This is a genomic window from Campylobacteraceae bacterium (genome assembly GCA_013215945.1).
GTDB lineage: Bacteria > Campylobacterota > Campylobacteria > Campylobacterales > Arcobacteraceae > NORP36.
Map to the genome: position 1 here is coordinate 107,680 of JABSOM010000007.1, position 21,913 is coordinate 129,592.

Here is a 21,913-nt window from a genome sequence, read left to right on the forward strand (position 1 = left end):
CTTTTTCAAAAAGGAAAAACCATGTCATATGAAAGCATGATTACATTTGCACTGGCTATATTTATTTTTGGAATTACTCCTGGACCTGGTGTTTTTGCACTTATCTCCAATTCTTTAAATAATGGCATGAGAACCTCTATTTATTTAGGTGTTGGAATGGCAGTTTCAGATGTAGTATATTTAATTCTTGCTTTTTATGGTTTGGTTTCTTTGGCTAAAAACTATGCTGGTGTTTTTGATTTTATTAGTATTGTTGGAGGTTTATATTTAATTTATTTGGGATATAAAATTTTTACAGCACCTATTGATAAAAATGTAGAAAATGTGAAAAAATCTTACCGTTCTTATTTTGGAAATTTTTCAAAAGGTTTTTTAATATCTGCTTCTAATCCCAAAGTGATTATTTTTTATATTGCATTTTTACCAACGTTTGTAGATTTAACTGCATTGAGTTCAAACGATATGATAATTATCTCCGTCATCACCTTTTGTGCATTAATGTGCGGTTTAATTCTTATTTCTTACTCAGCACACAGAGCAAGACAGTTATTAACAAAAGAGTCTTCTGTTAAAAAATTAAATGCAACAGCAGGTTCTATTATGGGATTAGCTGGGTTTTATTTATTGGCTAAATAAAGAGGTGACGATTCAACCTCTAGTGGGATAAGTTGCAAAGATTAGTAAGTATACTGTCACCGAAATTTGAAAGTGTATCTAGTGTAAATAGTATTTATAAGAGGGGGAAATAGATGGGACTGATCTTGTATATAGTATTTTCGTTATTATTTCTTATCTTAATGTATAAGCTAGCAAATAAATACAAACATATCAATATTCTAAGTACTCTATTAATGGTTTTGTGTAGTGTTTCTCTTATTTATTATAAAGAAACCTTACTTCATTCTGAACTTTATAATATATTTCAATTGTATAGATATGGATATACTATGAAAAGTGCAACAATTATTGATACTTTTACTTTTTTTACAATGTTATCAGTAATATTTATTATGGGATATAAATTAGTTTTAAAAAAATAAAAGGCAGACCTCAAATTAAAGGGGACAGTTACCACCTTAAAAAAACTTGAAATTTTAAAATTCATACTAGTCCTTTTCTTTCAATTAAGAGTAGATTTCTACTCTTGATTTCCACAAGCTTTTAAAATTAAAAATTACACCAAAATTACACCCCAGAGAAAATTACACCCCAAAATTACACCCCAGAGAATGAATCTCCATTTTTCAATTAAATCAATTTTCATTAGATAATAAAATATATTATTTAAACTTTAAACTTTAAACTTGGGAATAAAATTCTAACAAGAATAAGAATAGATTTAGCGGGATATCAACATATAATTAATAGAGGTGTAAGCCGCTGTAATGTTTTTAATAATGATAAAGATATGTTTTTTGTTATCAGTATTAGTACCACTAACTCGTAACAATAATTTAAATCTTAAATAAAGAAAATTTCTATTAAAATATAATACTAGACTTAGTTACCATTTTTATGCTATTTTGTAAATAAAATTTGACATCATATTTATCTCTTTACGTATATTTAGATGCATTAGGAAAAAATTTGAAAAACGCTTTCTCATTAATGGAATTAATTGTAGTTATCCTTATTTTGGGATTATTAGCCACTTTGGTACTGCCTAACTTAATTGGCAAAGGTGAAGAATCAAAAGCAAAAATTGTGTGTATTCAAATGAAGAGTATTTCTCAAACCTTAAAATTATACAAAATTGATTATAGTAGCTATCCAAGTACCCAAGAGGGGCTTAACATATTATCTTCAAAAAAGTATTTTGATGAAGGTAAATTACCAAAAGATCCTTGGAAAAATGAATATATTTATACCCATAACGATGAAAAATTTGATTTGATTTCTTTTGGGCCAGATAAAAAAGAAAGTGTGAGCGATGACATTTATTACAGTAAATGCAGTAAATAAAAAATCATCTTTTTCTTTAGTAGAATTAATACTTGTTATTGTTTTAATTTCACTTACTTATACTTTATTTTTACCAAAAATGACTTTGTATTCGAATAAAAAAGAAAAACCAAGCTTGGTAAATATAAAAAGTTATCTTAAAAAACATTTTAAGTTTGAGGAAAATCTTACTTTTTCTTGTACGGATACTACTTGTTATATTTTTGTAGATAATAAGCGTATAGAGAATTTTGAAGTAAAAAATCTTTTCTCTTCAACTCCTGTTGTATATCAAAACAATGAAATCCTAGAGTTTTTAGATATTACAATAGATAATATTTCCTATTCTGTTGTTTTTGAATTGGCATTTGATAAGGACTACAAAAGTAAAGACATTCTTCTTGAGGCCAATACCTTATTTTATTTTTATAATTCAATCCAAGACGAAGTACGTATATTTGAAACCTTAGGTTCATATGAAGATTATTACGAAAATTTAAAAATTGAGGTAAGTGATGCTTTTTAAATATACTGGTATTGATTATGAAGGCAATAAAGTAAAAGCCAAAATTGAAGCTATCTCCTTACATGGTGCCAAAGCTAAAATAAAAAATAAAAAGATTTTCATAAAAAGTATAGAAAAAGATGAGGCGATATTTAATACAAAACATTTTACCTTTAAAAAAAGAAAAATCAACAATACCTTACTTGCCACATTCAGTAGAGATTTAAGTATTTATTTAACAGCAGGAATTTCTTTGATAAATGCCCTTAAACTTCTTTCCCAATCTCATAAAAAAAATAAAAAACTCAATGCCTTTTTCACTTCTTTACATACATTTTTAGATGAAGGAAAAAATTTCTATACGGCATTAGAAGAACAAAATATTTTTGAAGTCCCAGAATTTTATAAACAAAGTATTAAAATCTCCGAGAATGGGGGTTTGCTTCAAAGTGTTTTACTTGAATTAGCCACATTTCTAAAAGAACAAGATAGAATCAAAAAACAAATTTCACAAGCTATGATATATCCTATGTTTATATTAGGGATTTCTTTTTTAATGGTGGGATTCATGCTCTCTTTCATTGTTCCTAAACTTACAGCAGTTTTTGATCAGCTTGATCAAGAATTACCCGCTATTACTGTTTTCGTTATTAACTTAGGTGACTTTTTTGAAAAGAATTTTTTTTACTTAAGTTTTTTTCTTCTTATTTGCATTTTTACTTTTGTTGTTTGCCTTCATAAATATGAAGCTTTTAAATATGTTATAGATAAATATCTTTTAAAAATACCTTTTTTCTCTGGTTTGTTAGAATTAGGCGAACTTAGCCGTTTTTCTTATATGAATTCTATTTTAATGCGCTCTGGTATCCCTTTTGTCCAAGCCGTACAATTAAGTTCAAATATTATAAAAAACTTACTTATTAAAAAGATATTTGAAGAAGGTGCCAGTAAAATAGTTGAGGGAGAAAAACTTTCAAAGGTTTTGGACAATAATAAACATTATAAGTTAGATGAAGCTTTTGTTCATGCTATTGCTATAGGAGAGGAAACAAGCACTTTAAGTGAAATACTAAACAACCTAGCAACACTCTACAATGAATCCAATAAAGATAAAATCAATATCTTTTTATCTTTATTAGAGCCTATCTTCATGCTTCTTGTTGGTCTTATCATTGGTTTTATTGTAATTGCTATGCTTTTACCTATTTTTTCTATGAATATATCTTAAGATGAAAAAATCTATCGTTTTACTGATTACTCTTCTTTTTATCTCTGCTATTTCACTTTTGGTTTTTAAGAACTTATCTTCAGGTGAAATATATTTAAGCAGTGTAAATAAAGAACATAACAATACACAAGTCATACTATTAATCAAAAATGCGCAAGAAGAATTGCTGTCTTATTTCTCAAAAGATGAGAGATATGATAGCTTTATATCAAAAAAAGAAGAACTAAGCCTTCCTTTTCATATTAAAGGCATTGATTTTAGTCTTACACTTTCAAAATATAATAAAGAGATTAATATTAATGACTTTAGTCTGAGTGACAAAAAAAAGAAAAAACTTTTTTTACAAAAAATAGAAATAATATTTAATGAAAATAATGGGGAGATAAATATTTTTAAAGACGTGGTAAATAGTTACTTCCTTCGCTATAAAATTACAAAAGAAAATCCAATTATTAACTCTAAGCAAGTTAATAATATAATGAGTGATTATCTTCAAAAAACTTATCGTAAAGAAGCAAATGAACTTATAGAGAAAATTGGATTTTTACCCATCACTTTTAGAGAAAGTGAAAAGAAACAAAACAATAATATTCAATATATATTATGTACTTTAGACTTTAAAATAAATAAACAAGAATATCGTTCTCATTTTATTTTGGATATTGAGAAAAAGACAAATAACACAGGAGTAATTGATTTTGCATTTACTTTCAAATAAACCAGTAAAGATATTTTTCTTAGAAAAAAATACTACAAAAATTATTCCAAATGAAAAAATGTCTTTGATTTTATCTCCTGAGTTTTATTGGACCAGATTTTTTGAACTTCCTGTTAAATCAGTAGCTGCTGCTATAGAAATACTTCCTGATTTATTTGAAGAGTTTCTTCCCTTCAATAATTATTCTTATCAAGCTATAAAATTAGCAGATAGAAAATTTTTATGTTTTGCATATAATAATGATGAAATTTACAATATGATTAAAAAGTTAAAGTTTCCTATTTCACTGATAAAAAATATTTATTTTGCCCAGAATGAGTTTAAAGATTATGAATCTTTTTCTTTAAATGAGACTAGTTATATGTACATAAATACGATTCTAGTAAAAGTACCTAAAAATGTAAACGTAAAAGAAATACCAGTACTAGATAATAACTTACAAGGGTTAAAGCTATCAAAAACAAAAGTAGCATTAAAACTTTATAAAAGCCTTATAGATAAAAAATATCTTTATTTACTACTTACTTTTTTATTCTTCCTTTCCTCCCTTAATGTTTTAAAAATACTGATATATAAAACAGAAATTAACAAAAATAAAAATGAAATGCAAAATATAAAAAAACGTTATCATTTACCTTCTACCATGCTTCAAACTAAGTCCATTATCAAGAATTATGATAAAAAGATAGAAGAAAATATCAAAATTCGGGCACAAATCAAGCATCTTGTTTTTTATAAAAAGATAGAAAAAAATATTATTTTCAAAAAAATAAAAATAGAAGACGATTCCCTAATTGTGTATGTTAATACTACAAATTCAAATAAATTTAAAAAATATATTGAAAAAAAATACTCTATTAAAAAAGCCTATTTTTTTAAAAATACCTTAAGAATTGAGTTGTTTATATGAATAAGATAAATCCTTTGTATATTTTACTTTTATTTGTTCTTCTTGCTTTTGTGAGTTTTTTCATTCTCGATCTTAAAAAAGAAGAAAATAAAAAATCGTTTGAATCTTTAAATATTTTTTTAAATACAGCTACACAATATGCCCATATTAAAAAGGATTGGTTAAACAAAAATAAAATAAAAAGAGATATTAATATAATACTTCGAAATTTTAGATCAGAACAGCTTGTAAAAGTAGAGTTACCAGCTTCCATTAAAATAAAAATGGAAACTAAGAATGAGAAAAAACTTGCTGCTTTTTTAAATAAACTACTTAATTCAAACTTTATATTTATAAAGCTTGAAATCACACAAAATTTAGTCTTAGCAGAGATAAGGTTGAAATAATGAAAAAACTTTTTAAACTCTTTTCTTATATCTTCTTTTTTCTTTTAATAATTCTTCTTACTTTACCTAAAGAAAACGTATATTATTTTTTTGAAAAAGAGTTAAAAAAATACAATATTGTATTCTCCAATGAAAAAATAAAAGAATCCTTTTTCAGCTTGGAACTCTCTTCTATAGATATAAATTTTAATAAATCATCTTTTTCATCTGTAGATGAAATTGATTTTACTTTTTATGTTTTCTATAATACACTTGAAATTAATACTATTAATATAAAGAAAGGTTTTATTGATTCCTATCCTTCTAAAATTGAGAAAGTGTATCTTTCTTATTCTATTTTTTCGCCTTCTTTCCTCAGCTTAAAAGCCCATGGGAACTTTGGTAAAGTAGAAGGCACTTTTTCTTTTCTTTCTAAGCGTTTGAAATTAAAACTTGATCAAAGCACTTTGATGGATATAAAATATAAGAATATTTTACAAGAAATGAAAAAAGAAAAAAAAGGTTATTCGTATGAATATCAATTATAAACTTAAACTTCTTTTGCCTTATTTATATATTTTTTTATTCGCTTATGGAGTTAATGCTGTTTTGTTTGTGTATCTTCCTAAAAATCCAATACAAAATAAAATAGAATCAAAGAATCGAATAAACTACAGCACATATAATACTTTTTTTAATAAAGCCCCTCTGCTAAAAGAAGAAGAGAGTATAAAAAAAGAGTATTTTACAGTGGATAAAATACGTGTAAAAGCAATTTATGCTCAAAAAAATAATGAAGGGTTAGCAATCCTTGAAGATAAGAATACAAAGAAGTCCTCTATAATAACTGTAGGACAGGATTTTAAGACCTATACTCTAAAAAAACTCTTTAATACATATATTGTTCTAGAAAAAGATGAAAAAGAATATAAAGTTGTTTTGATAAAGTTATCTTCTAATGTAGAATATTCAATTAACAAAGAAAAAAAAGAAGAACTTAAAGTAAGTCAAACAGGGATTACCATATCACGGGTATATTTAAATACGTATATGAATAATCTTTCAAAAATATGGAACAATATAAGCCTTAAAGAAATAAAAATAAAAAACAAAACAAAAGGTTTCCAAATTATAAATATCACACAAAACTCTGTGTTTGATAAATTGGGTTTAAAAAAAGGGGACGTGATTAAAAGAGTTAATAAAAAAAATATAGACTCTTCTGCATATGCGTTCGAATTGTATAAAAATATCAATGAAATGGAACATTTTTCAGTAGAAGTATTACGAAACAATAAAATGGTGGAGTTAAATTATGAAATTAATTAAAGTTTTTATAGCAATAGTATTATTGAACATATGTGTTTTAGCTAAAGGTGATAACATTAATGTTAATTTTAAAGATTTAGAGATAAAAGACCTAATTAAAATCACCTCTAAAATAATAAACAAGAACATTCTTCTTACCTCCCCAATAAAAGGAAAAGTAGACTTTATTTCTAATACTTCGGTGAAAAAAGATGAAATTATTAATATATTGATTTATGTTTTGCAAGCAAAAGGTTTTACTATTGTAGAAAATGGTGATATTTTAAGAATTGTTAGAATTAATGATACGGCTAAATACAACACTCCTATTATTAATTCAACATCTAAAGAGTATTTTCAAATGGTAACTAAGGTTTTTAGGGTTTCATATTCTAATGTTGATTATGTGGCTTCAAAAGTACGCCATCTTATTTCAAAATCTGCAAAATTAGTAACAGATAAAGAATCTAATTCTATTGTAATCACTGATTTTTCTTCTAATATTAAAACCATACAAAAGGTAGTTAATTTAATAACCTTGGGAAATGCAAAAGTTATTGAAATAGTGAAGCTTAAAAACATAGATGCAAAACTTGCCTCAACTAATTTAAAGCATGTAGCCAAATCAATATATAATGAAAAAATACTTAAAGAGAAAGTATCCATTATTGTGAATAAAAACAATAATTCAATTACTTTAGTTGGAAAAAAACAAAATGTATTTTTTTTAAAAAAACAGCTTTTATCCAATGACAGTAGCGGATCACTTATAAAAAGAGTAGTAGAAGTAATTTCTTTAAAAAATGTAGAAGCTAAAAATGTTATCAAGATAATTGATGCCATTATAGGAAAGAAAAAATACCTAGACCCTAATATGAAACCTCTAAGCTCGATTGACGAAGAATCAAATTCTATTATTTTAGCTGGGCCTTTAGACGAAATAGAGTTTATTAAAGAATTGATTTCTAAACTTGACAAAGATAAATTGCAAGTATATGTACAAGCTAGAATTATTGAAGTGAACGAAAGTCTTGTTTCTGAAGTAGGGGCAAAATATGGAATTGCGGGAGGACGTGGAAATTCAAATGGAATTTTTACTTTTTCATCAGCACTTAATGGAGGGAAAGCTTTGGCTTTTGATACTTCAAGTATCGGACTTGTTTTGCCTAATATAAGCTCTGGACTTGCACTAGGGGCCAGTATTAATTTACTAAAAGAAAACTATGCGCTGGATATTGTTTCAGAACCCTCTATTTTATGTATAAATAATAAAGAATGTTCTATTTATGTAGGGGAAACTATTTCTATTAAAACAGGCTCTAGTACAACGGATGGAGGTGTTACCAATGATTCTTTTAAAAGAGAAGATATAGGACTTACCTTAAAAGTAAAACCTCGTATTTCGAATGATAATAAAGTGACGCTCTCAATAGAAACAATTTTAGAAGGGGTAAAACAAACGGTTTCTGTTAGTGGAAACCCTGATACCTCTAAAAAAGAAGTCAAAACAACAGCTATTGTAAACAATGGAGAATCCGTTATTATTGGGGGGCTTATTGAGAATAAAATGGAAGAAACCAATACTAAAGTACCTTTTTTAGGGGATCTTCCTCTTATTGGAGCTTTATTTAGGAATAAAAGTGAAAGTAATGTTCAAAAGAACCTTGTAATTGTCATTACTCCTTATATTATTCCTAAATCTAGGGATTTATCTTATGTAAGAAATCAGCTTGCACAATTAAAAGCATTGGAATCAAAATATACCAAAGATATGGAACTAAGGCTCTTAGAAAACAAATTAAAAAATGATAAAAATGATAAAAAACGAGAAAAAAAACTTAAAAAAGTTAAAATTGCCTTAGCTAATCAAGTAGTATCTCAAAATAAAAAGAAGAAAATATCGAATACCTTTATGAAAGAAAGACAAGAAAAGATTAACAGGTTAATGGGTCATGATTAAAGAAGAACTGCATGATTTAAACCTCACGCCTCATATCCTTGAAGGGTACGAATTGGCCTTAAAAAACTTTGTATTGTTTAGTGAATATGAAAATAATACTATTATTGCTGTAAGCTCTTTACATTTAGAAATTGCTTTTGATTATCTTTCAAAATATGAATATTCTTACGAAGTGAAATTTTTAGATGAAATATCTTATGAAAAACTTTTTTCAAAATTTGTTGATTTTCGAGCGGATAAACAAATGTCCAAGATTCAAGAAGAACAAGAAAACGCTCAAATGCAAGAGGATGATTTTACATTAGATGAATTTTTAAAAGTGGGCTCTGATATTTTAAGCTCAGAAGAATCAGCTCCCATAATCAAGTTCGTTAATGCACTGTTTTATCAAGCCATTAAAAAAAATGCTTCAGATATTCATATTGAAATGCATGAATATAAAGGTGAAGTAAGGTATCGAATGGATGGGGTTCTCTCAAAACATATTGAGTTGGATAAAAATATCATGGCTTTAGTAATATCAAGAATAAAAGTAATTTCAAACCTTGATATTTCTGAAAAAAGAATTCCACAAGATGGACGTACACAAATTAAAATATCTAAGAAAACCTTGGATATTAGGGTTTCCATTTTACCTACTTTTTATGGGGAAAGAGTGGTTATGAGAATACTTATGCAAAGTGAAGATATTTTATCTTTAGAAGGTTTGGGCTTTTCTTCACAAGTAAGAGAAGGTCTGGATAAAGTTTTATATAATTCTTATGGCATGATATTAGTAACTGGTCCAACAGGAAGTGGAAAATCAACCACTTTGCATTCTTTATTGCATAAAATTAAAAGTGAAGAACAAAATATTATAACCATAGAAGATCCAGTAGAATACAAATCCAATAATATATCTCAAATTCAAGTCAATGCAAAAGTTGGGCTTACTTTTGCAAGTGGCTTACGCTCCATTCTAAGACAAGATCCTGATATTATTATGTTAGGGGAGATTAGAGATGAAGAAACGGCTTCTATATCTATTCAAGCAGCATTAACGGGTCATTTATTGTTTTCAACCTTACATACGAATAGAGCACCTGCTGCAATAACAAGATTAATTGATATGGGGGTTGAAAAATATCTTCTTTCTTCTTCTTTATTAGCTGTTCTTGCACAAAGGTTGGTACGAATATTGTGTGAACAATGTAAAGAAGTAGATATTTTAAGTTCCCATCATGATACCTTCACCCTAGAAATAAATTCAAAAATTTATAAAGCAAAGGGATGTAAAATATGTAATTACACTGGATATAAAGGAAGAGTTGCTATTGGGGAATTGTTTATTATTACTGAAGAAATAAAAGAGTGCTTAAAACAGGATGTAGATGATTCTACTTTAATGAAAATTGCTATTGATAATGGAATGATAAGTTTAAGTATTCAAATGATACATCTATTAGAAGAAGGTAAAACCTCTTTTAATGAAGCAATACGAATTGGTCTGTAAATGAAAAAAGCCTTTACTTTAATAGAAGTTATTATTTCAATTACTTTAATGTCTTTTGTAATTGTACTTTTATTAAATCTAAAAGAACAAAATCTCTATCTCGTAGATAAAGCACAAGACTCACAAGAAAAGAATGCTTATTTTTCATCCTTTGTTTTATCTTCATCTTTTCAGAATATAAATAATGAAAATATATATCTTTCTGATGTTTTAAGTTTTCAAAAATATGAACATAATAAAAACGTTAAAGACTTTAAAATAACAGTAAAAAACACAGCATTAAAAAGTAAAGTATATGAAGTTTCTAGCTTGAATAATATTGAGTTTAAAGCATATGAAGGCCTATTCTCAAATAAAGACACACAAAAAAAATACTATTTTTTTAAGATAAACTAATGAAATTAAAAGCTTTTACTTTAATAGAAGTGATTATTTCTATTACACTATTTTCTATTATCTTGCTTTTTATGTATAAAACTTTAGACATGACAAACTTTTCTAATAAAATTTTTGAAGATAAAATAGAAAAAAATATGCTTCAAAACAGTGTAAAACAAATTATTGTAGAAGATATTTTAGAAGCATCAAGTGTTCTTAATATAGATAACACAGCTGAGTTTTCACTCTTAGAAATACAAAGTAATAATATGTACCATGATGTTTTTTACAAATATATATATTATCTTGTCTCAAGAGAAAAAAATTTACTCAGAATTGAAAGTTTAAATAAAATAAATTTTAAAAATTTTACACATGAAAGTTTAGAAAATGCTTATGTTGACCTTCTATTAAAAAACATCGAAATATTTTCTTTAGCAACATTTAGCAAAAACTACAGCAAAAATAATGCTGTCACTATCTTATTAAAACAAAAGAATACTAAAGAAATACTAATCACTTCTCTTGTAATGGCTAAAAAAATTAAATAAATCTTTTGAAAAAAAAGGATATTAAAGCTATTTAATTTATAGTTTAAAGAAGTATAAATTTATAATTATTGTGTTTAAATATCTTACCTTTATTCATCCCTCTGTTTATAATAGAATGATATCTAGAGAAATCAATTTTAGGTTTAGTTGTCATTAAATTTTTTTATAAAATAGTTAGTTAAATTATATATTTAATCTAATTAATCTGTATTAGAGATAAAAAGAGGTGGAGATTCAGTCCCTGGGGTGTAAAATTAGGGGTGTAAAATTTGGAGAATGGAGACTACTAAGATGAAAAAAGAACAATGAGTAATATATATTTACAATACTTTAGAAATATAATTGGTATTATCCTTGCCCTTATTGGTTTATATTTAGTTTTAATTGCAGAATTAGGAACATATGGAAGCTTATTCTTTCTTATTGGTATTTTTATGGTTAAAGGAATTAAAAAAGATGAAAAATAAAAAAGATAATGTAAAAGCAAAAGGAATTATTGGATTAATAGTTATGTCATGTACGATAATTTTTCCATCTAATTTTTATCCAGAATATCTAAATAACAACTATTTACTTTTTTTAGTTCTGGCAATATTCTTAATTTCTGCTTACTACTCAGGTATGTGGATGTTTAAACTATCACAACCAAAAAATTATGATTTGTATATGAAGCACAAATAAAGAAATGGGGAGATAAATTAAAAATTACACCCAAATTACACAAATTACACCCAAAATTACAAAAATTACACCCCAAAATTACACCCCAAAAATTACACCCCAAAAATTACAATTACACCCCCAATTACACCCCAGAGAATGAATCTCCACTTTTCCATTAAATCAATTTTCATGATATAATAAAATATATTATTTAAACTTTGAACTTGGGAATAAAAATGCCAACAAGAATAAGAATAGATTTAGCAGGATATCATCATATAATTAATAGAGGGGTAAACCGCTGTAATGTTTTTAATAATGATAATGATAAAGATATGTTTTTACTGATTATAAATAAAACTTCAAAGACGCATGATATTGTACTACATGATTATGTTTTGATGGATAATCACTATCACTTGTTAGTAGAAACAAAAAAAGAAAATCTTCCAATGTTTATGAGAATAGTAAATGCAAACTACGCAAAATATTACAATAAGAAATATAATAGAAGTGGCCATTTATGGCAAGATAGATATAAATCAAGATATATAATACATGATGAATATTTCTATATAGTAATAAAATACATTGAAAATAACCCCGTAGAAGCAAAAATGACATCAGAAATAGGCAAATATAAATTTACCTTGGCTTATAATATATTACATTCAAAAAAATATAAGGAGTGTTGTAAAGAATCTATATTAATTAAAGGCTTTAATCTAAAGGAATTAATTGAATTTTTAGATATTTCCATTACAGAAGATGAATTAAAGATATTAAATGAGAAAGCAAAAGTAGATGTAAAAAGAATCGAAGAAAAAATTGTTATAAAAGAAATAAAAGAGTTATATATATATTTTGTAAATATTAATACAAAAGAAAAAAGAAATAAAGCTATACTAGAAGCATATTATGATGGACATACACAAGTTAAAATATCAGAATATTTAGATGTATCTAAATCTCTTATTTCGAAGATACTAAAAAGTGGAGATTCATTCTCTGGGGTGTAAATTTCATTCTCTGGGGTGTAAATTTGGTGTAAATTTTGAATGGTAGAGTATATGACGTAGATACCGCTAGATTTTTATCTGCTGATCCGAATATTTTTCATCCGTTTGTTACGCAGAATTTTAATCGTTATTCTTATGTTATGAATAATCCTTTGATGTATACGGATCCTAGTGGGTTTGATGCTCTTACTGAATCTGAGCACAATGATACATGGGGAGATTCTTCTAGTGATGGTGGAGGTTATGATCCTAGTGCTGGTGAGAAAGAAGCTAGGGATTATAATAATAGTAGTGCTAGTAAAAAAGAAGAATATAAACGAAACAGAGCTAAAAATAAAAAAGATATTGAAATAGAATATGAACGTAGAGTAAGTCAAATGAAAGCTGAGGCTTCTATGCGAGAAGCTAGGGCTAGAGCTAGAGCTAATGAAGCTTCGAATAAAAATGTTGGACAGTTGAAGACTGGGAAAAGTTGGACAGATAAAAAAACAAAAAGAGCTAATGCAAATGCAAAAGCTATGGAAAATGTACCGGGGTGGAGTCATCCAAATGATATAGCAAAACAAAGAGCACGGAGTATGTTGGATACACCAGCAGCGAGATTTGGGCTAAATGCAATTGATAGAGGAATAGCAGGAGCAGGGCTTGGATCATTTCTTGGCCCTGGAGGGTCGTTTATTGGTGCAACAATAGGAATCTCAATTGGTTTACTTGAACAGGGAGTTTATGAATCAATTAAATGAATAAAAGTTAAAATATAGATTATTTTTAGAAGAGATATAAAATATAAAGAAATTAAGTACATAAGGATTTAGAATATATAATAATGATTTTAATAAAAAGGACTTTGTGTGAATATGAAAGAACGAGAAAATAAATATAAATTTTTTGCAATATTATTTTTATTATCAGCATTTATTAGTTTAATTAAATTTATAATAACAACAGATATTCCATTGTATAATTTTATTGAAATTATTATTCTAATAGTTATTTCAATCTACTTGTTTACTAAATCTAAAAAAATTGAAAAAAATAATCCAAAAGATAATGAAAAAAGAAATCTTATAGTATATAAATCGGATAATATTATAATATGGGAAGAATTAAAATTTAATATAGAAGAATTTTATAAAAAGAATTACTTTTCTCGTATTGTAATTAACAAAGAAAATACTTGGATGATTAAAAAAAATGAAAATGAAGAAAATAATACTTATATCGCTATGTTTCTTAGTAGTAATTGTATAAAAATAGAAGTTTTTAATGCAATTCCTATTGATATTAAAATAATAGATAACTTTAACTTAAGAGTTGAAAGAAATAAAGGAAATGAAGGAAATGAAGGAAATGAAGGAAATGGGGAGAGGCACCATTAAATCAATAATCCCTATTTTTAGGTCTTCCAATAGGATTTAAAGTTGATTCTAAACCATATTTGTTACTTGTAAAAGATTGCCAAGTAGGATCACCTAAAGGTGATTGTCTACTAATTGAATTCCTTATTGAATCTAGGTTTGTTTTGCTAGATTTCTCATTTATATAACTATGCCAATTTTTTGGGAGTACAATAGGTAAATTATTTATGATTAAACTACTAAGCTCATTAACTCTATTATAAGCAGAACTATATTTATATAAAACACAATCTTTTACTATCTTAGCTCTTAAAGGATTAGCTTCAACATACTTAATTAAAGTAAGTAAATATACTTCTTCTTGAACAATAAAACTCTTATACCTTCCTTGCCATAAATGGCCAGATAATTTATATCTTCTGTTGTAATATCTTACATAAGATGAATTAATATGATGCATAGCAAATGATAAATTCTCGCCTACATTTGTGTATAAAACTAAATGATAATGATTCGACATTAAACAATAAGCATAACACGATATATCATATTTTTCTTTTGCATCAAAAAGAAGATTCAAAAACTTATCATAATCATAAGAATCATGAAAGATTGCACTTCTTCTATTTCCTCGATTGATAATATGATATATTTGTTCATCTGCTAAATTTCTTGCTATTCTAGGCATGGTTAATCCTTTAATAAAAGGTTACATATAATAACACTAAATAATTAATATTTTTATTAAAAAGGTGACTGTCCACATTTTTTTGGTAGTAAAGAGCTCATACAAAGTTGCCTTTGCGCTTTTTTCTTTTTCTTAATTGTAAGAAAAAGAAACAAAAAGAAGCAACTGACGAAATGATAAAGCCCTTCGGGTTCCTAAATATTTTTATTGTTTAACTAGGTTCAAAAACTCCCTAAAATGTGCTAATGAGCACATTTCTAACGCTCACACAGTTTTCACCTTTTTCCGTTAAAAAATAAAAATATTTAGCTTTATCAAAGTCAGGGAAAGAGCCGTGAGAATGTCATTTTTATTTGATTATTTTTTGTATTTTACTTTGTATAAAAAGAGGCGTAAGCTTCAAGGTTTATTCAAGTAATTTAACAATAGCACTAAAAGATTCTTTTTTTGCATGATCTAAGGCATTGAAACCATTTTTATCTTTTATTTCTTTATTGGCTCCATATTCTAATAAAAGTGCTACAATTTTTTGATGATTTTTTCCACCATTTGATAAAATAACTGTTTCTAATAAAGCAGTCCAGCCTAAATAATTGATATGGTTTATATCTATTTTAGTTTTTTCTAATAAAAGTATTACTGTACTTACATAGCCTTTTTCACATGCTGGAATAAGTGCTGTTCCTCCATAATAATTTAAAATATCTGTTTTTGCATTTTCTTTTATTAAAACATTTAAAAATTCATTCATTCCTTTTGCACCTGCATATAAAAAAGCCGTCTGATCGATTACATTTTTTGAAAGATTTTTATCATAATAATCAATCTTTGCACCTAGTTTTATTAATAGTTTCAAAGCTTGAAGATTCTTTTTCATTGTAACTCTCAATACAAGTGAACGCCCAAGATTATCAACAATATCAATGTTGTGCCCTTGTGAAATTTTATTTTCTAGGCTTTGTTTATCTCCTTTTAGCGCAAGAGATAACAATGTATCAAAACTGTCATTTGCAAAAATATTTAAAGATAAAAGAAAAAAAAGAAAGAAATAGATTTTTTTTATTTTATACATAATAAAATCCTTCAAAAGTATTGTTTATATATTAACATATAAATAATATCTATCTAAACGTTAGTAGAAAGTATATTTGGATTTAAATAATCTATTATCATCAAATAAACATTTTTTAAAAAATTATAGCCCTTATAAAATAAAAGAGAGTAAATTTTATTATCTTTGTCCAGCCCTAGGAATTTTTTATAAATAAAGAGAAAACCTTTTTTTATCTTTGTTTTTTGCACCCATTTTTTCATAAAATTTTATTGCTTTATAATTATTACTTGGTGTTTGCCATTCTATATGATTACATCCCAAATTTTTTGCATGTTCTTTAATTTTTGACATGAAATTTTCTCCCAGACCCTTTCCTCTATGAGACTCTTTTATATACAAACAGTCCATGTGTAAATAATAATCAGCATCCCAGGTTGAGAATTCTTTTATCACTGTTGCATAGGCAAGGATTTCTTTATTTTGTATGGCTACAAAACAAGTAATGTTTGAATCTTCTTTAAACAAAACAAGGTGTAGTTTTTCCTCCTTGCCTGTTTTATCATAAGATGTATTTTCGTATTTTGCATGTAGAGCACATAAGTTTATGAGCTCTTTTATTTCTTGTTTTTGTATTTTTCTTATTAAAATATCACTCATTTTAACAAGCACAAGAGATGGAACTTGCTTTTTGTCCTTCTTTTCCTTTGGTTTCATAACCATCTCGTAACCACCAATCATGTCCACCCATTAATTCTTTTACTTTAAAGCCTAATTTACTCATATTTAAAGCGCCTTTAGTAGAACCATTACATCCAATACCATCACAATAAGTAATATAAAGAGTGTTTTTATTAAAATCTTTTGTAGAGTTTTCATTCATATCTTGGTGATAAAGATTAATACTCGAAGGAATATGTGAACGATCATACGCTTCTTTATTTCGTACATCAATTATTACAATATCTTCTTTATTTGTAATAGCAGCAAATAAATCTGAAGAATCTATTTCGTATTTTAATTTGTTTTCGTAGTGAGAAATTTGTGTTTTCATATTAATCCTTTTTCTTGAGTGCATTATATCACTAGAGAAAAATTAATTCTACACAATTCTTACGTACTTTATTATCTATTCTTATTCATTTTGTTCTCTTTTTATATTATAATAAACAATGCATAAAAAATTAACCCATTTAAAACACAGTATCTTAGCCAATGATTTGATGTCATATATTTACGATAATATTCAAAGTGATATTAATATGGATGAAATGGCAAACAATTTTTCAATAAGTAAATGCCATTTCCATAAAATATTTAAAGAACAAACCGGCATGGCAATATATGAAACAATTAAATCCATTCGTTTACAAAAAGCCAGCAATATTTTAATTACTAATAAATATTCTAATATTAGTGAAATAGCTAATATGTGTGGGTATAGCTCACAAACATCTTTTATTAGAGCTTTTAAACAAAGATTTTCTCAAACGCCTACGTATTGGAGAAAGGGTGGTTATAAAGAGTATTCAAATAAGATAATAAATGCGGCTACAAAGAATAAAAAACCTTCTATTGATTTCTACAATTTAGAACAAAACCTAATTAAAGTGAAACCACGAATGGCTTATTATATAAGACAAAAAGGCTACAGTGCAAATTACAAACAAACCTGGGAAAAATTAAAAGCTTGGGTATACAGCAATGATATAAAAGAATACGAGCAGATTGGAATCTATCATGACAATCCAACACTAACACCTTTAGAGGAGTGTAATTATGTGGCTTGTATTGTTCCTAAAGATGAGAACTTACGTTTAAGCCAAACGAATCTGCCTCAATTAGAAATTCAAGAGTGTTTGTGTATTACTTTTAAAATAGAATGTTTGCATGAAGATATTCTTTTATTAATACAATGGGTTTATCATGAGTGGCTTCCAACTAGTGGTTATGAAACAATAACAATACCTTCTTATATAATAAAAGAAAATGAGGACTTTTCCTCTTCAAACAATATAATTAAAGGCATATACCATGTACCTGTTAGGTATGTATAAAATTAGTAAATACATAAGAATTTAAGTTGGCTTCAAAGTGCAAATATGCTAATATTCCACAATGAATAAAACAAAGATTAATACTACATGCCTTTAAAAAACTTAAACTCCGAACAGCTTGAAGCAGCTACTTGTACAGGTGGACATAACCTAATTATTGCCAGTGCTGGTACTGGTAAAACGTCTACTATTGTAGGCCGTATTGGCCATTTGATTAATTCAGGCGTAAAACCTAAAGATATTATGCTCTTAACTTTTACTAATAAAGCTGCTGCTGAAATGGTTGAGCGAGTGGCTAAATTTTTTGGTATGGATATTGCAAAAGAAATGATGGCTGGAACCTTTCATTCTGTTTCTTATAAACTACTCAAAGTGCTTGACGTAAAAATTACGCTTAAACAACCAAGCGAATTAAAAACACTTTTTAAATCGGTTTATGAAAAACGTGTTTTTTATCACCGAGATGATGAAACCAATCCTTATGATGGTGGATATTTATACGATATGTATTCACTGTTTTTAAACTCTACCCATGGAGAAGAGTTTGATGATTGGGTAATTGAACGTAATGAAGGACATGAACTTTATACGCCTATTTATACAGATGTTGTAAAAGAGTTTAATGAACTAAAAATCAAATACTCTTATGCCAATTTTGATGATTTATTAACCCTAATGATTGATAAACAAAAAGAGACAGAGTTTACGTATAAAGAAATCTTAGTAGATGAGTATCAAGATACCAATCCTTTACAAGGTAAATTATTAGAAGGTTTTAAACCTCAGTCTTTATTTTGTGTTGGAGATTATGACCAAAGTATTTATGCTTTTAACGGTTCTGATATTGGAATTATTTCTTCGTTTGCTACGCGTTATGAGGGTGCTAAAGTTTTTACTTTAAAAAAGAATTACCGATCAACTAAACCTATATTAGATTTAGCAACAAAAGTGATTGAACACAATGAGCGAATATATGAAAAACATTTAGAAGTATTTAGAAAAGAGGCTTTGTATAAACCAAAGTTATTAATGTTTTCAGAACTCTTTGATCAATACGAACATATATCAAAATTAATAGCCAAAAGTTCTACTCCAAATGATGAAATTGCTATTATTTTTAGAAACAATTCAAGTGCTGATGGTATTGAAGTGAATTTAAGAGAATATGATATTCCTGCTCGAAGAAAGGGCGGGCATAGTTTTTTTGATTCTTTGGAAGTGAAATTTATACTTGATATTATGAGTTTATTAATGAACCGTAATGATATGATGAGTGTTATTCATATTTTGGAATATGGAAAAGGTATTGGAAAAGCCATTGCTAAAGATATTTTTGATGCTTTAATGAAACTGGGAAATGGAGATTTATTTACAGGTTTATTTAATCCAGATCCTTCTGTTAAAAACCCTTATTTAAGTGCCAAATCTAAAAATATTCAATTGGGATTATTTGATGATTTTATTGAGTTAGGTTCTGTTGCTAAGTTTAAAGATTGTGGTTTTGAAGAGAATTTTCTAGGAAATGCTATTTTAAAACATCCTAAGTTATCGTATGAAGGGGGACTGTTTTTACACGAATTTTATCTTATTGTAAAATCCTTGAAAAGAGTGACAAATCCTAATTCTTTGATTGAACATGTAATTAAATCTAAGTTATTTGCCCATTTAAAAGAAATCCTTTCAACCAAAAGAGGAACACTAAAAGATGGAAATCTGGATCCTAAATTAAAACTTGCAGCTGAGCTAAAAATTGGTACCAAAGCGCTTTTATTAAAAAAACTAGCAACGCATTATAAAGAATTGCATAAGTTTATTAATGCCATGGTTTTAGGTGGTGGAGAAATGAGTGCAGGGGAAGGGGTTCATTTACTTACTGTTCATGCCTCAAAAGGTTTGGAGTTTAAAGAAGTTTATATTATTGATTTAATGGATGGAAGGTTTCCTAATAGAAAACTGATGGCAAAGGGTGGTTCTCTTGAAGAAGAGAGACGTTTATTTTATGTAGCAGTTACAAGAGCCAAAGATATTTTGTATTTGTCTTATGCCAAATATGATCGTGTGAAAAAAATAGATTTTATACATTCTCAGTTTTTACGAGAAGCTGGTTTGGTTTCGGGCGGAGAAAATAAAGAAGAAAAAAAATAAATTATAAATTTTCTATTTGTTCTTTAATTCTATCCATGGGCATAATTCTAGAACGTACACGATTCTTACCTGATTTTTTTGCAGCATACAGAAGATTATCTGCTGTTTGTAAGATTTCATCAATACAGGTATTTCCTTGCATTTGAGCTACTCCAAAACTAGCAGTGACTCCTATTTTTTTTGTATTATTATGAGTGACTGCTTGTTGTAAAGCAGCTCTTAAAATTTCTGCTTTTATTCTTGCTTCTTCAAGATTACATCTTGGCAAAGTAATTGCAAACTCTTCCCCACCTAAACGCCCAAAAATATCTTCTTTTCCCAGATGAGGTTTAAAAGCTTTAACAAACATTTTTAGTATTTCATCTCCTACATCATGACCATAGGTGTCATTAATTTGTTTGAAGTTATCAATATCTATCATAATAAGAGATAAGTCCTCATTGCAGTCATTTGCGCTTAAGAATGTTTGTTCACTAAGACAAAAGAAACTTCTTCGGTTATTTATTTTTGTTAAATAATCGGTATTCGCAATAGCAAAGAGTTTTTTATGAGCGATTTCAAGTTGTTTAAGAGTGGTTTTTGTTTGTTTTGTTTTTAAATTTACCAAACGTTCTAGCTGTTTTTTATTTATATTAAGAAATTTTTGGAATTTATAGATTAAAAAGAAAATGAGTAATAAAGAAGTAATTATTATAAGGTTATAAAATAGAATTTTCTTTTTTCCTTGCTCCAGCATTATGTAATCATTTTTTGTTTTGATGGAAAAGGAGTAGTTCATATTATTATCATAAAAATGAAATTGTTTATAAATACTATTGTAAAGAAAAAGGCTTGATACTAATATTTGTTTAAAATTCTTAGTATTATAAATTTGATATTCTTGTTTAGTAAATTTGATATTATTTTTCTCTTTTACAGTGAAAATAAGAGCATTATATTCTTCTAGTTCTTTTTTTTGAATTTCAATTCCTGTATAAAAATAACCGTTTGTTCTTTTATTTGAATTTGAACTAGTAATCTCTTCTTTTGTAATAATAAAAAATCTTCCATTCATGTTTAAGATAGAAGAAGTTATATTTTCTTTAAACGTTGAGAGGATGTATTTATTGATTTTTTCGAGATTAATATTCCCTTCATAGGAACTTTTATGGGCAAAAATATTATTGTTTTCTAAATCATTAATAAAAATAAAACTTAAGCCCAGATTTTCTAAGGCATAAGAGCCTACTTTATAGTGTTTATAAATATAATCTGGATTTTTGTTTGTCATGAAAGAATAAAGGTCATCATCTCTTGCGTAATCAGATGCCATGTGTTTGCTGTGTTTAATGTTTCTATCGATACTGCTAATAAAGTGTTTGGTATTATTATTATTAATGCTTCTCTCAATGTCTTCAAATACAGAAGAAAAATAAAAATAAGAAAATATACTAATAACAATTGTAGAAATGATTGCAAAAGTAATAAATATAAAGTTCTTCTTTTGTGAGCTTAAAGGCATATTTTATCTTTAAAATAATTTTATTTTAGTATATCAGAAAAGTTTACAATAATTGCAATAAATTACATCTACAAA

At 26.9% G+C, this 21,913-nt stretch carries 25 protein-coding genes; 20 read left to right on the plus strand and 5 right to left on the minus strand.

Annotated features, from left to right (window positions below; all coding sequences use genetic code 11):
• Window positions 1-21: 21 nt before the first annotated feature.
• The 18 genes from HRT41_08905 to HRT41_08990 all read left to right on the plus strand — a co-directional run bounded on the left by HRT41_08905 (window position 22) and on the right by HRT41_08990 (window position 14,417).
• Window positions 22-636, plus strand: coding sequence for a LysE family translocator (locus HRT41_08905; protein ID NQY24141.1), 615 nt, complete (start codon window positions 22-24; stop codon window positions 634-636).
• Between the two features lie 951 nt (window positions 637-1,587).
• Complete coding sequence (gene gspG / locus HRT41_08910) at window positions 1,588-1,962, plus strand: type II secretion system major pseudopilin GspG (protein NQY24142.1); 375 nt, start codon at window positions 1,588-1,590, stop codon at window positions 1,960-1,962.
• Entirely contained in the window at window positions 1,931-2,467 is a 537-nt protein-coding gene (locus tag HRT41_08915) for a type II secretion system protein (protein ID NQY24143.1), read from the plus strand. The genes gspG and HRT41_08915 overlap by 32 nt, the downstream gene beginning before the upstream one ends.
• Window positions 2,457-3,674 carry a type II secretion system F family protein gene (locus HRT41_08920; protein NQY24144.1) on the plus strand — a complete coding sequence of 406 codons (1,218 nt, stop codon included), beginning with the start codon at window positions 2,457-2,459 and terminating at the stop codon, window positions 3,672-3,674. The genes HRT41_08915 and HRT41_08920 overlap by 11 nt, the downstream gene beginning before the upstream one ends.
• Before the next feature lies 1 nt (window position 3,675).
• The gene (locus tag HRT41_08925) at window positions 3,676-4,392 is read left to right on the plus strand and encodes a hypothetical protein (GenBank protein ID NQY24145.1); all 717 of its coding nucleotides are present in this window, start codon (window positions 3,676-3,678) and stop codon (window positions 4,390-4,392) included.
• Window positions 4,373-5,302 (plus strand): hypothetical protein, encoded by a 930-nt coding sequence (locus HRT41_08930; protein ID NQY24146.1) that lies wholly within the window; start codon window positions 4,373-4,375, stop codon window positions 5,300-5,302. The genes HRT41_08925 and HRT41_08930 overlap by 20 nt, the downstream gene beginning before the upstream one ends.
• Window positions 5,299-5,688, plus strand: coding sequence for a hypothetical protein (locus tag HRT41_08935; protein ID NQY24147.1), 390 nt, complete (start codon window positions 5,299-5,301; stop codon window positions 5,686-5,688). Before HRT41_08930 ends, HRT41_08935 begins: the two co-directional genes overlap by 4 nt.
• Window positions 5,688-6,215 carry a hypothetical protein gene (locus HRT41_08940; protein NQY24148.1) on the plus strand — a complete coding sequence of 176 codons (528 nt, stop codon included), beginning with the start codon at window positions 5,688-5,690 and terminating at the stop codon, window positions 6,213-6,215. The genes HRT41_08935 and HRT41_08940 overlap by 1 nt, the downstream gene beginning before the upstream one ends.
• Window positions 6,199-6,996 carry a PDZ domain-containing protein gene (locus HRT41_08945; GenBank protein NQY24149.1) on the plus strand — a complete coding sequence of 266 codons (798 nt, stop codon included), beginning with the start codon at window positions 6,199-6,201 and terminating at the stop codon, window positions 6,994-6,996. The genes HRT41_08940 and HRT41_08945 overlap by 17 nt, the downstream gene beginning before the upstream one ends.
• Window positions 6,983-8,935: a type II and III secretion system protein:NolW gene (locus HRT41_08950; protein ID NQY24150.1), complete on the plus strand. Its 1,953-nt coding sequence runs from the start codon at window positions 6,983-6,985 to the stop codon at window positions 8,933-8,935. The genes HRT41_08945 and HRT41_08950 overlap by 14 nt, the downstream gene beginning before the upstream one ends.
• Window positions 8,928-10,427 (plus strand): type II/IV secretion system protein, encoded by a 1,500-nt coding sequence (locus tag HRT41_08955; protein ID NQY24151.1) that lies wholly within the window; start codon window positions 8,928-8,930, stop codon window positions 10,425-10,427. The genes HRT41_08950 and HRT41_08955 overlap by 8 nt, the downstream gene beginning before the upstream one ends.
• Window positions 10,428-10,823 carry a prepilin-type N-terminal cleavage/methylation domain-containing protein gene (locus HRT41_08960; protein ID NQY24152.1) on the plus strand — a complete coding sequence of 132 codons (396 nt, stop codon included), beginning with the start codon at window positions 10,428-10,430 and terminating at the stop codon, window positions 10,821-10,823. It abuts the gene before it with no gap.
• Window positions 10,823-11,356 carry a prepilin-type N-terminal cleavage/methylation domain-containing protein gene (locus HRT41_08965; protein NQY24153.1) on the plus strand — a complete coding sequence of 178 codons (534 nt, stop codon included), beginning with the start codon at window positions 10,823-10,825 and terminating at the stop codon, window positions 11,354-11,356. The genes HRT41_08960 and HRT41_08965 overlap by 1 nt, the downstream gene beginning before the upstream one ends.
• 305 nt (window positions 11,357-11,661) lie before the next feature.
• Complete coding sequence (locus HRT41_08970; protein NQY24154.1) at window positions 11,662-11,823, plus strand: hypothetical protein; 162 nt, start codon at window positions 11,662-11,664, stop codon at window positions 11,821-11,823.
• Window positions 11,813-12,037 carry a hypothetical protein gene (locus HRT41_08975; GenBank protein NQY24155.1) on the plus strand — a complete coding sequence of 75 codons (225 nt, stop codon included), beginning with the start codon at window positions 11,813-11,815 and terminating at the stop codon, window positions 12,035-12,037. Before HRT41_08970 ends, HRT41_08975 begins: the two co-directional genes overlap by 11 nt.
• Before the next feature lie 218 nt (window positions 12,038-12,255).
• Window positions 12,256-13,038, plus strand: coding sequence for a transposase (locus HRT41_08980; protein ID NQY24156.1), 783 nt, complete (start codon window positions 12,256-12,258; stop codon window positions 13,036-13,038).
• 35 nt (window positions 13,039-13,073) lie between these two features.
• Window positions 13,074-13,781 (plus strand): hypothetical protein, encoded by a 708-nt coding sequence (locus HRT41_08985; GenBank protein ID NQY24157.1) that lies wholly within the window; start codon window positions 13,074-13,076, stop codon window positions 13,779-13,781.
• 114 nt (window positions 13,782-13,895) lie between these two features.
• Complete coding sequence (locus HRT41_08990) at window positions 13,896-14,417, plus strand: hypothetical protein (protein NQY24158.1); 522 nt, start codon at window positions 13,896-13,898, stop codon at window positions 14,415-14,417.
• Window position 14,418: 1 nt separating this feature from the next.
• Here the strand turns inward: HRT41_08990 and HRT41_08995 are convergent, their stop codons facing one another.
• The 4 genes from HRT41_08995 to HRT41_09010 form a co-directional block, all read right to left on the minus strand.
• Window positions 14,419-15,084 carry a transposase gene (locus HRT41_08995; GenBank protein NQY24159.1) on the minus strand — a complete coding sequence of 222 codons (666 nt, stop codon included), beginning with the start codon at window positions 15,082-15,084 and terminating at the stop codon, window positions 14,419-14,421.
• A 406-nt stretch (window positions 15,085-15,490) separates the two neighbouring features.
• Entirely contained in the window at window positions 15,491-16,156 is a 666-nt protein-coding gene (locus HRT41_09000; protein NQY24160.1) for an ankyrin repeat domain-containing protein, read from the minus strand.
• A gap of 186 nt (window positions 16,157-16,342) precedes the next feature.
• Window positions 16,343-16,876 (minus strand): GNAT family N-acetyltransferase, encoded by a 534-nt coding sequence (locus HRT41_09005; protein ID NQY24161.1) that lies wholly within the window; start codon window positions 16,874-16,876, stop codon window positions 16,343-16,345.
• Window positions 16,797-17,195 (minus strand): rhodanese-like domain-containing protein, encoded by a 399-nt coding sequence (locus tag HRT41_09010; protein ID NQY24162.1) that lies wholly within the window; start codon window positions 17,193-17,195, stop codon window positions 16,797-16,799. Before HRT41_09010 ends, HRT41_09005 begins: the two co-directional genes overlap by 80 nt.
• A gap of 112 nt (window positions 17,196-17,307) precedes the next feature.
• Here HRT41_09010 and HRT41_09015 point away from each other — a divergent pair, with 112 nt between their 5' ends.
• Both HRT41_09015 and HRT41_09020 read left to right on the plus strand, forming a co-directional pair.
• Window positions 17,308-18,192 (plus strand): AraC family transcriptional regulator, encoded by an 885-nt coding sequence (locus HRT41_09015; protein ID NQY24163.1) that lies wholly within the window; start codon window positions 17,308-17,310, stop codon window positions 18,190-18,192.
• A gap of 87 nt (window positions 18,193-18,279) precedes the next feature.
• The gene (locus HRT41_09020) at window positions 18,280-20,337 is read left to right on the plus strand and encodes an ATP-dependent helicase (GenBank protein ID NQY24164.1); all 2,058 of its coding nucleotides are present in this window, start codon (window positions 18,280-18,282) and stop codon (window positions 20,335-20,337) included.
• Window position 20,338: 1 nt separating this feature from the next.
• Here the strand turns inward: HRT41_09020 and HRT41_09025 are convergent, their stop codons facing one another.
• Complete coding sequence (locus tag HRT41_09025) at window positions 20,339-21,838, minus strand: diguanylate cyclase (GenBank protein NQY24165.1); 1,500 nt, start codon at window positions 21,836-21,838, stop codon at window positions 20,339-20,341.
• Window positions 21,839-21,913 lie beyond the last annotated feature (75 nt).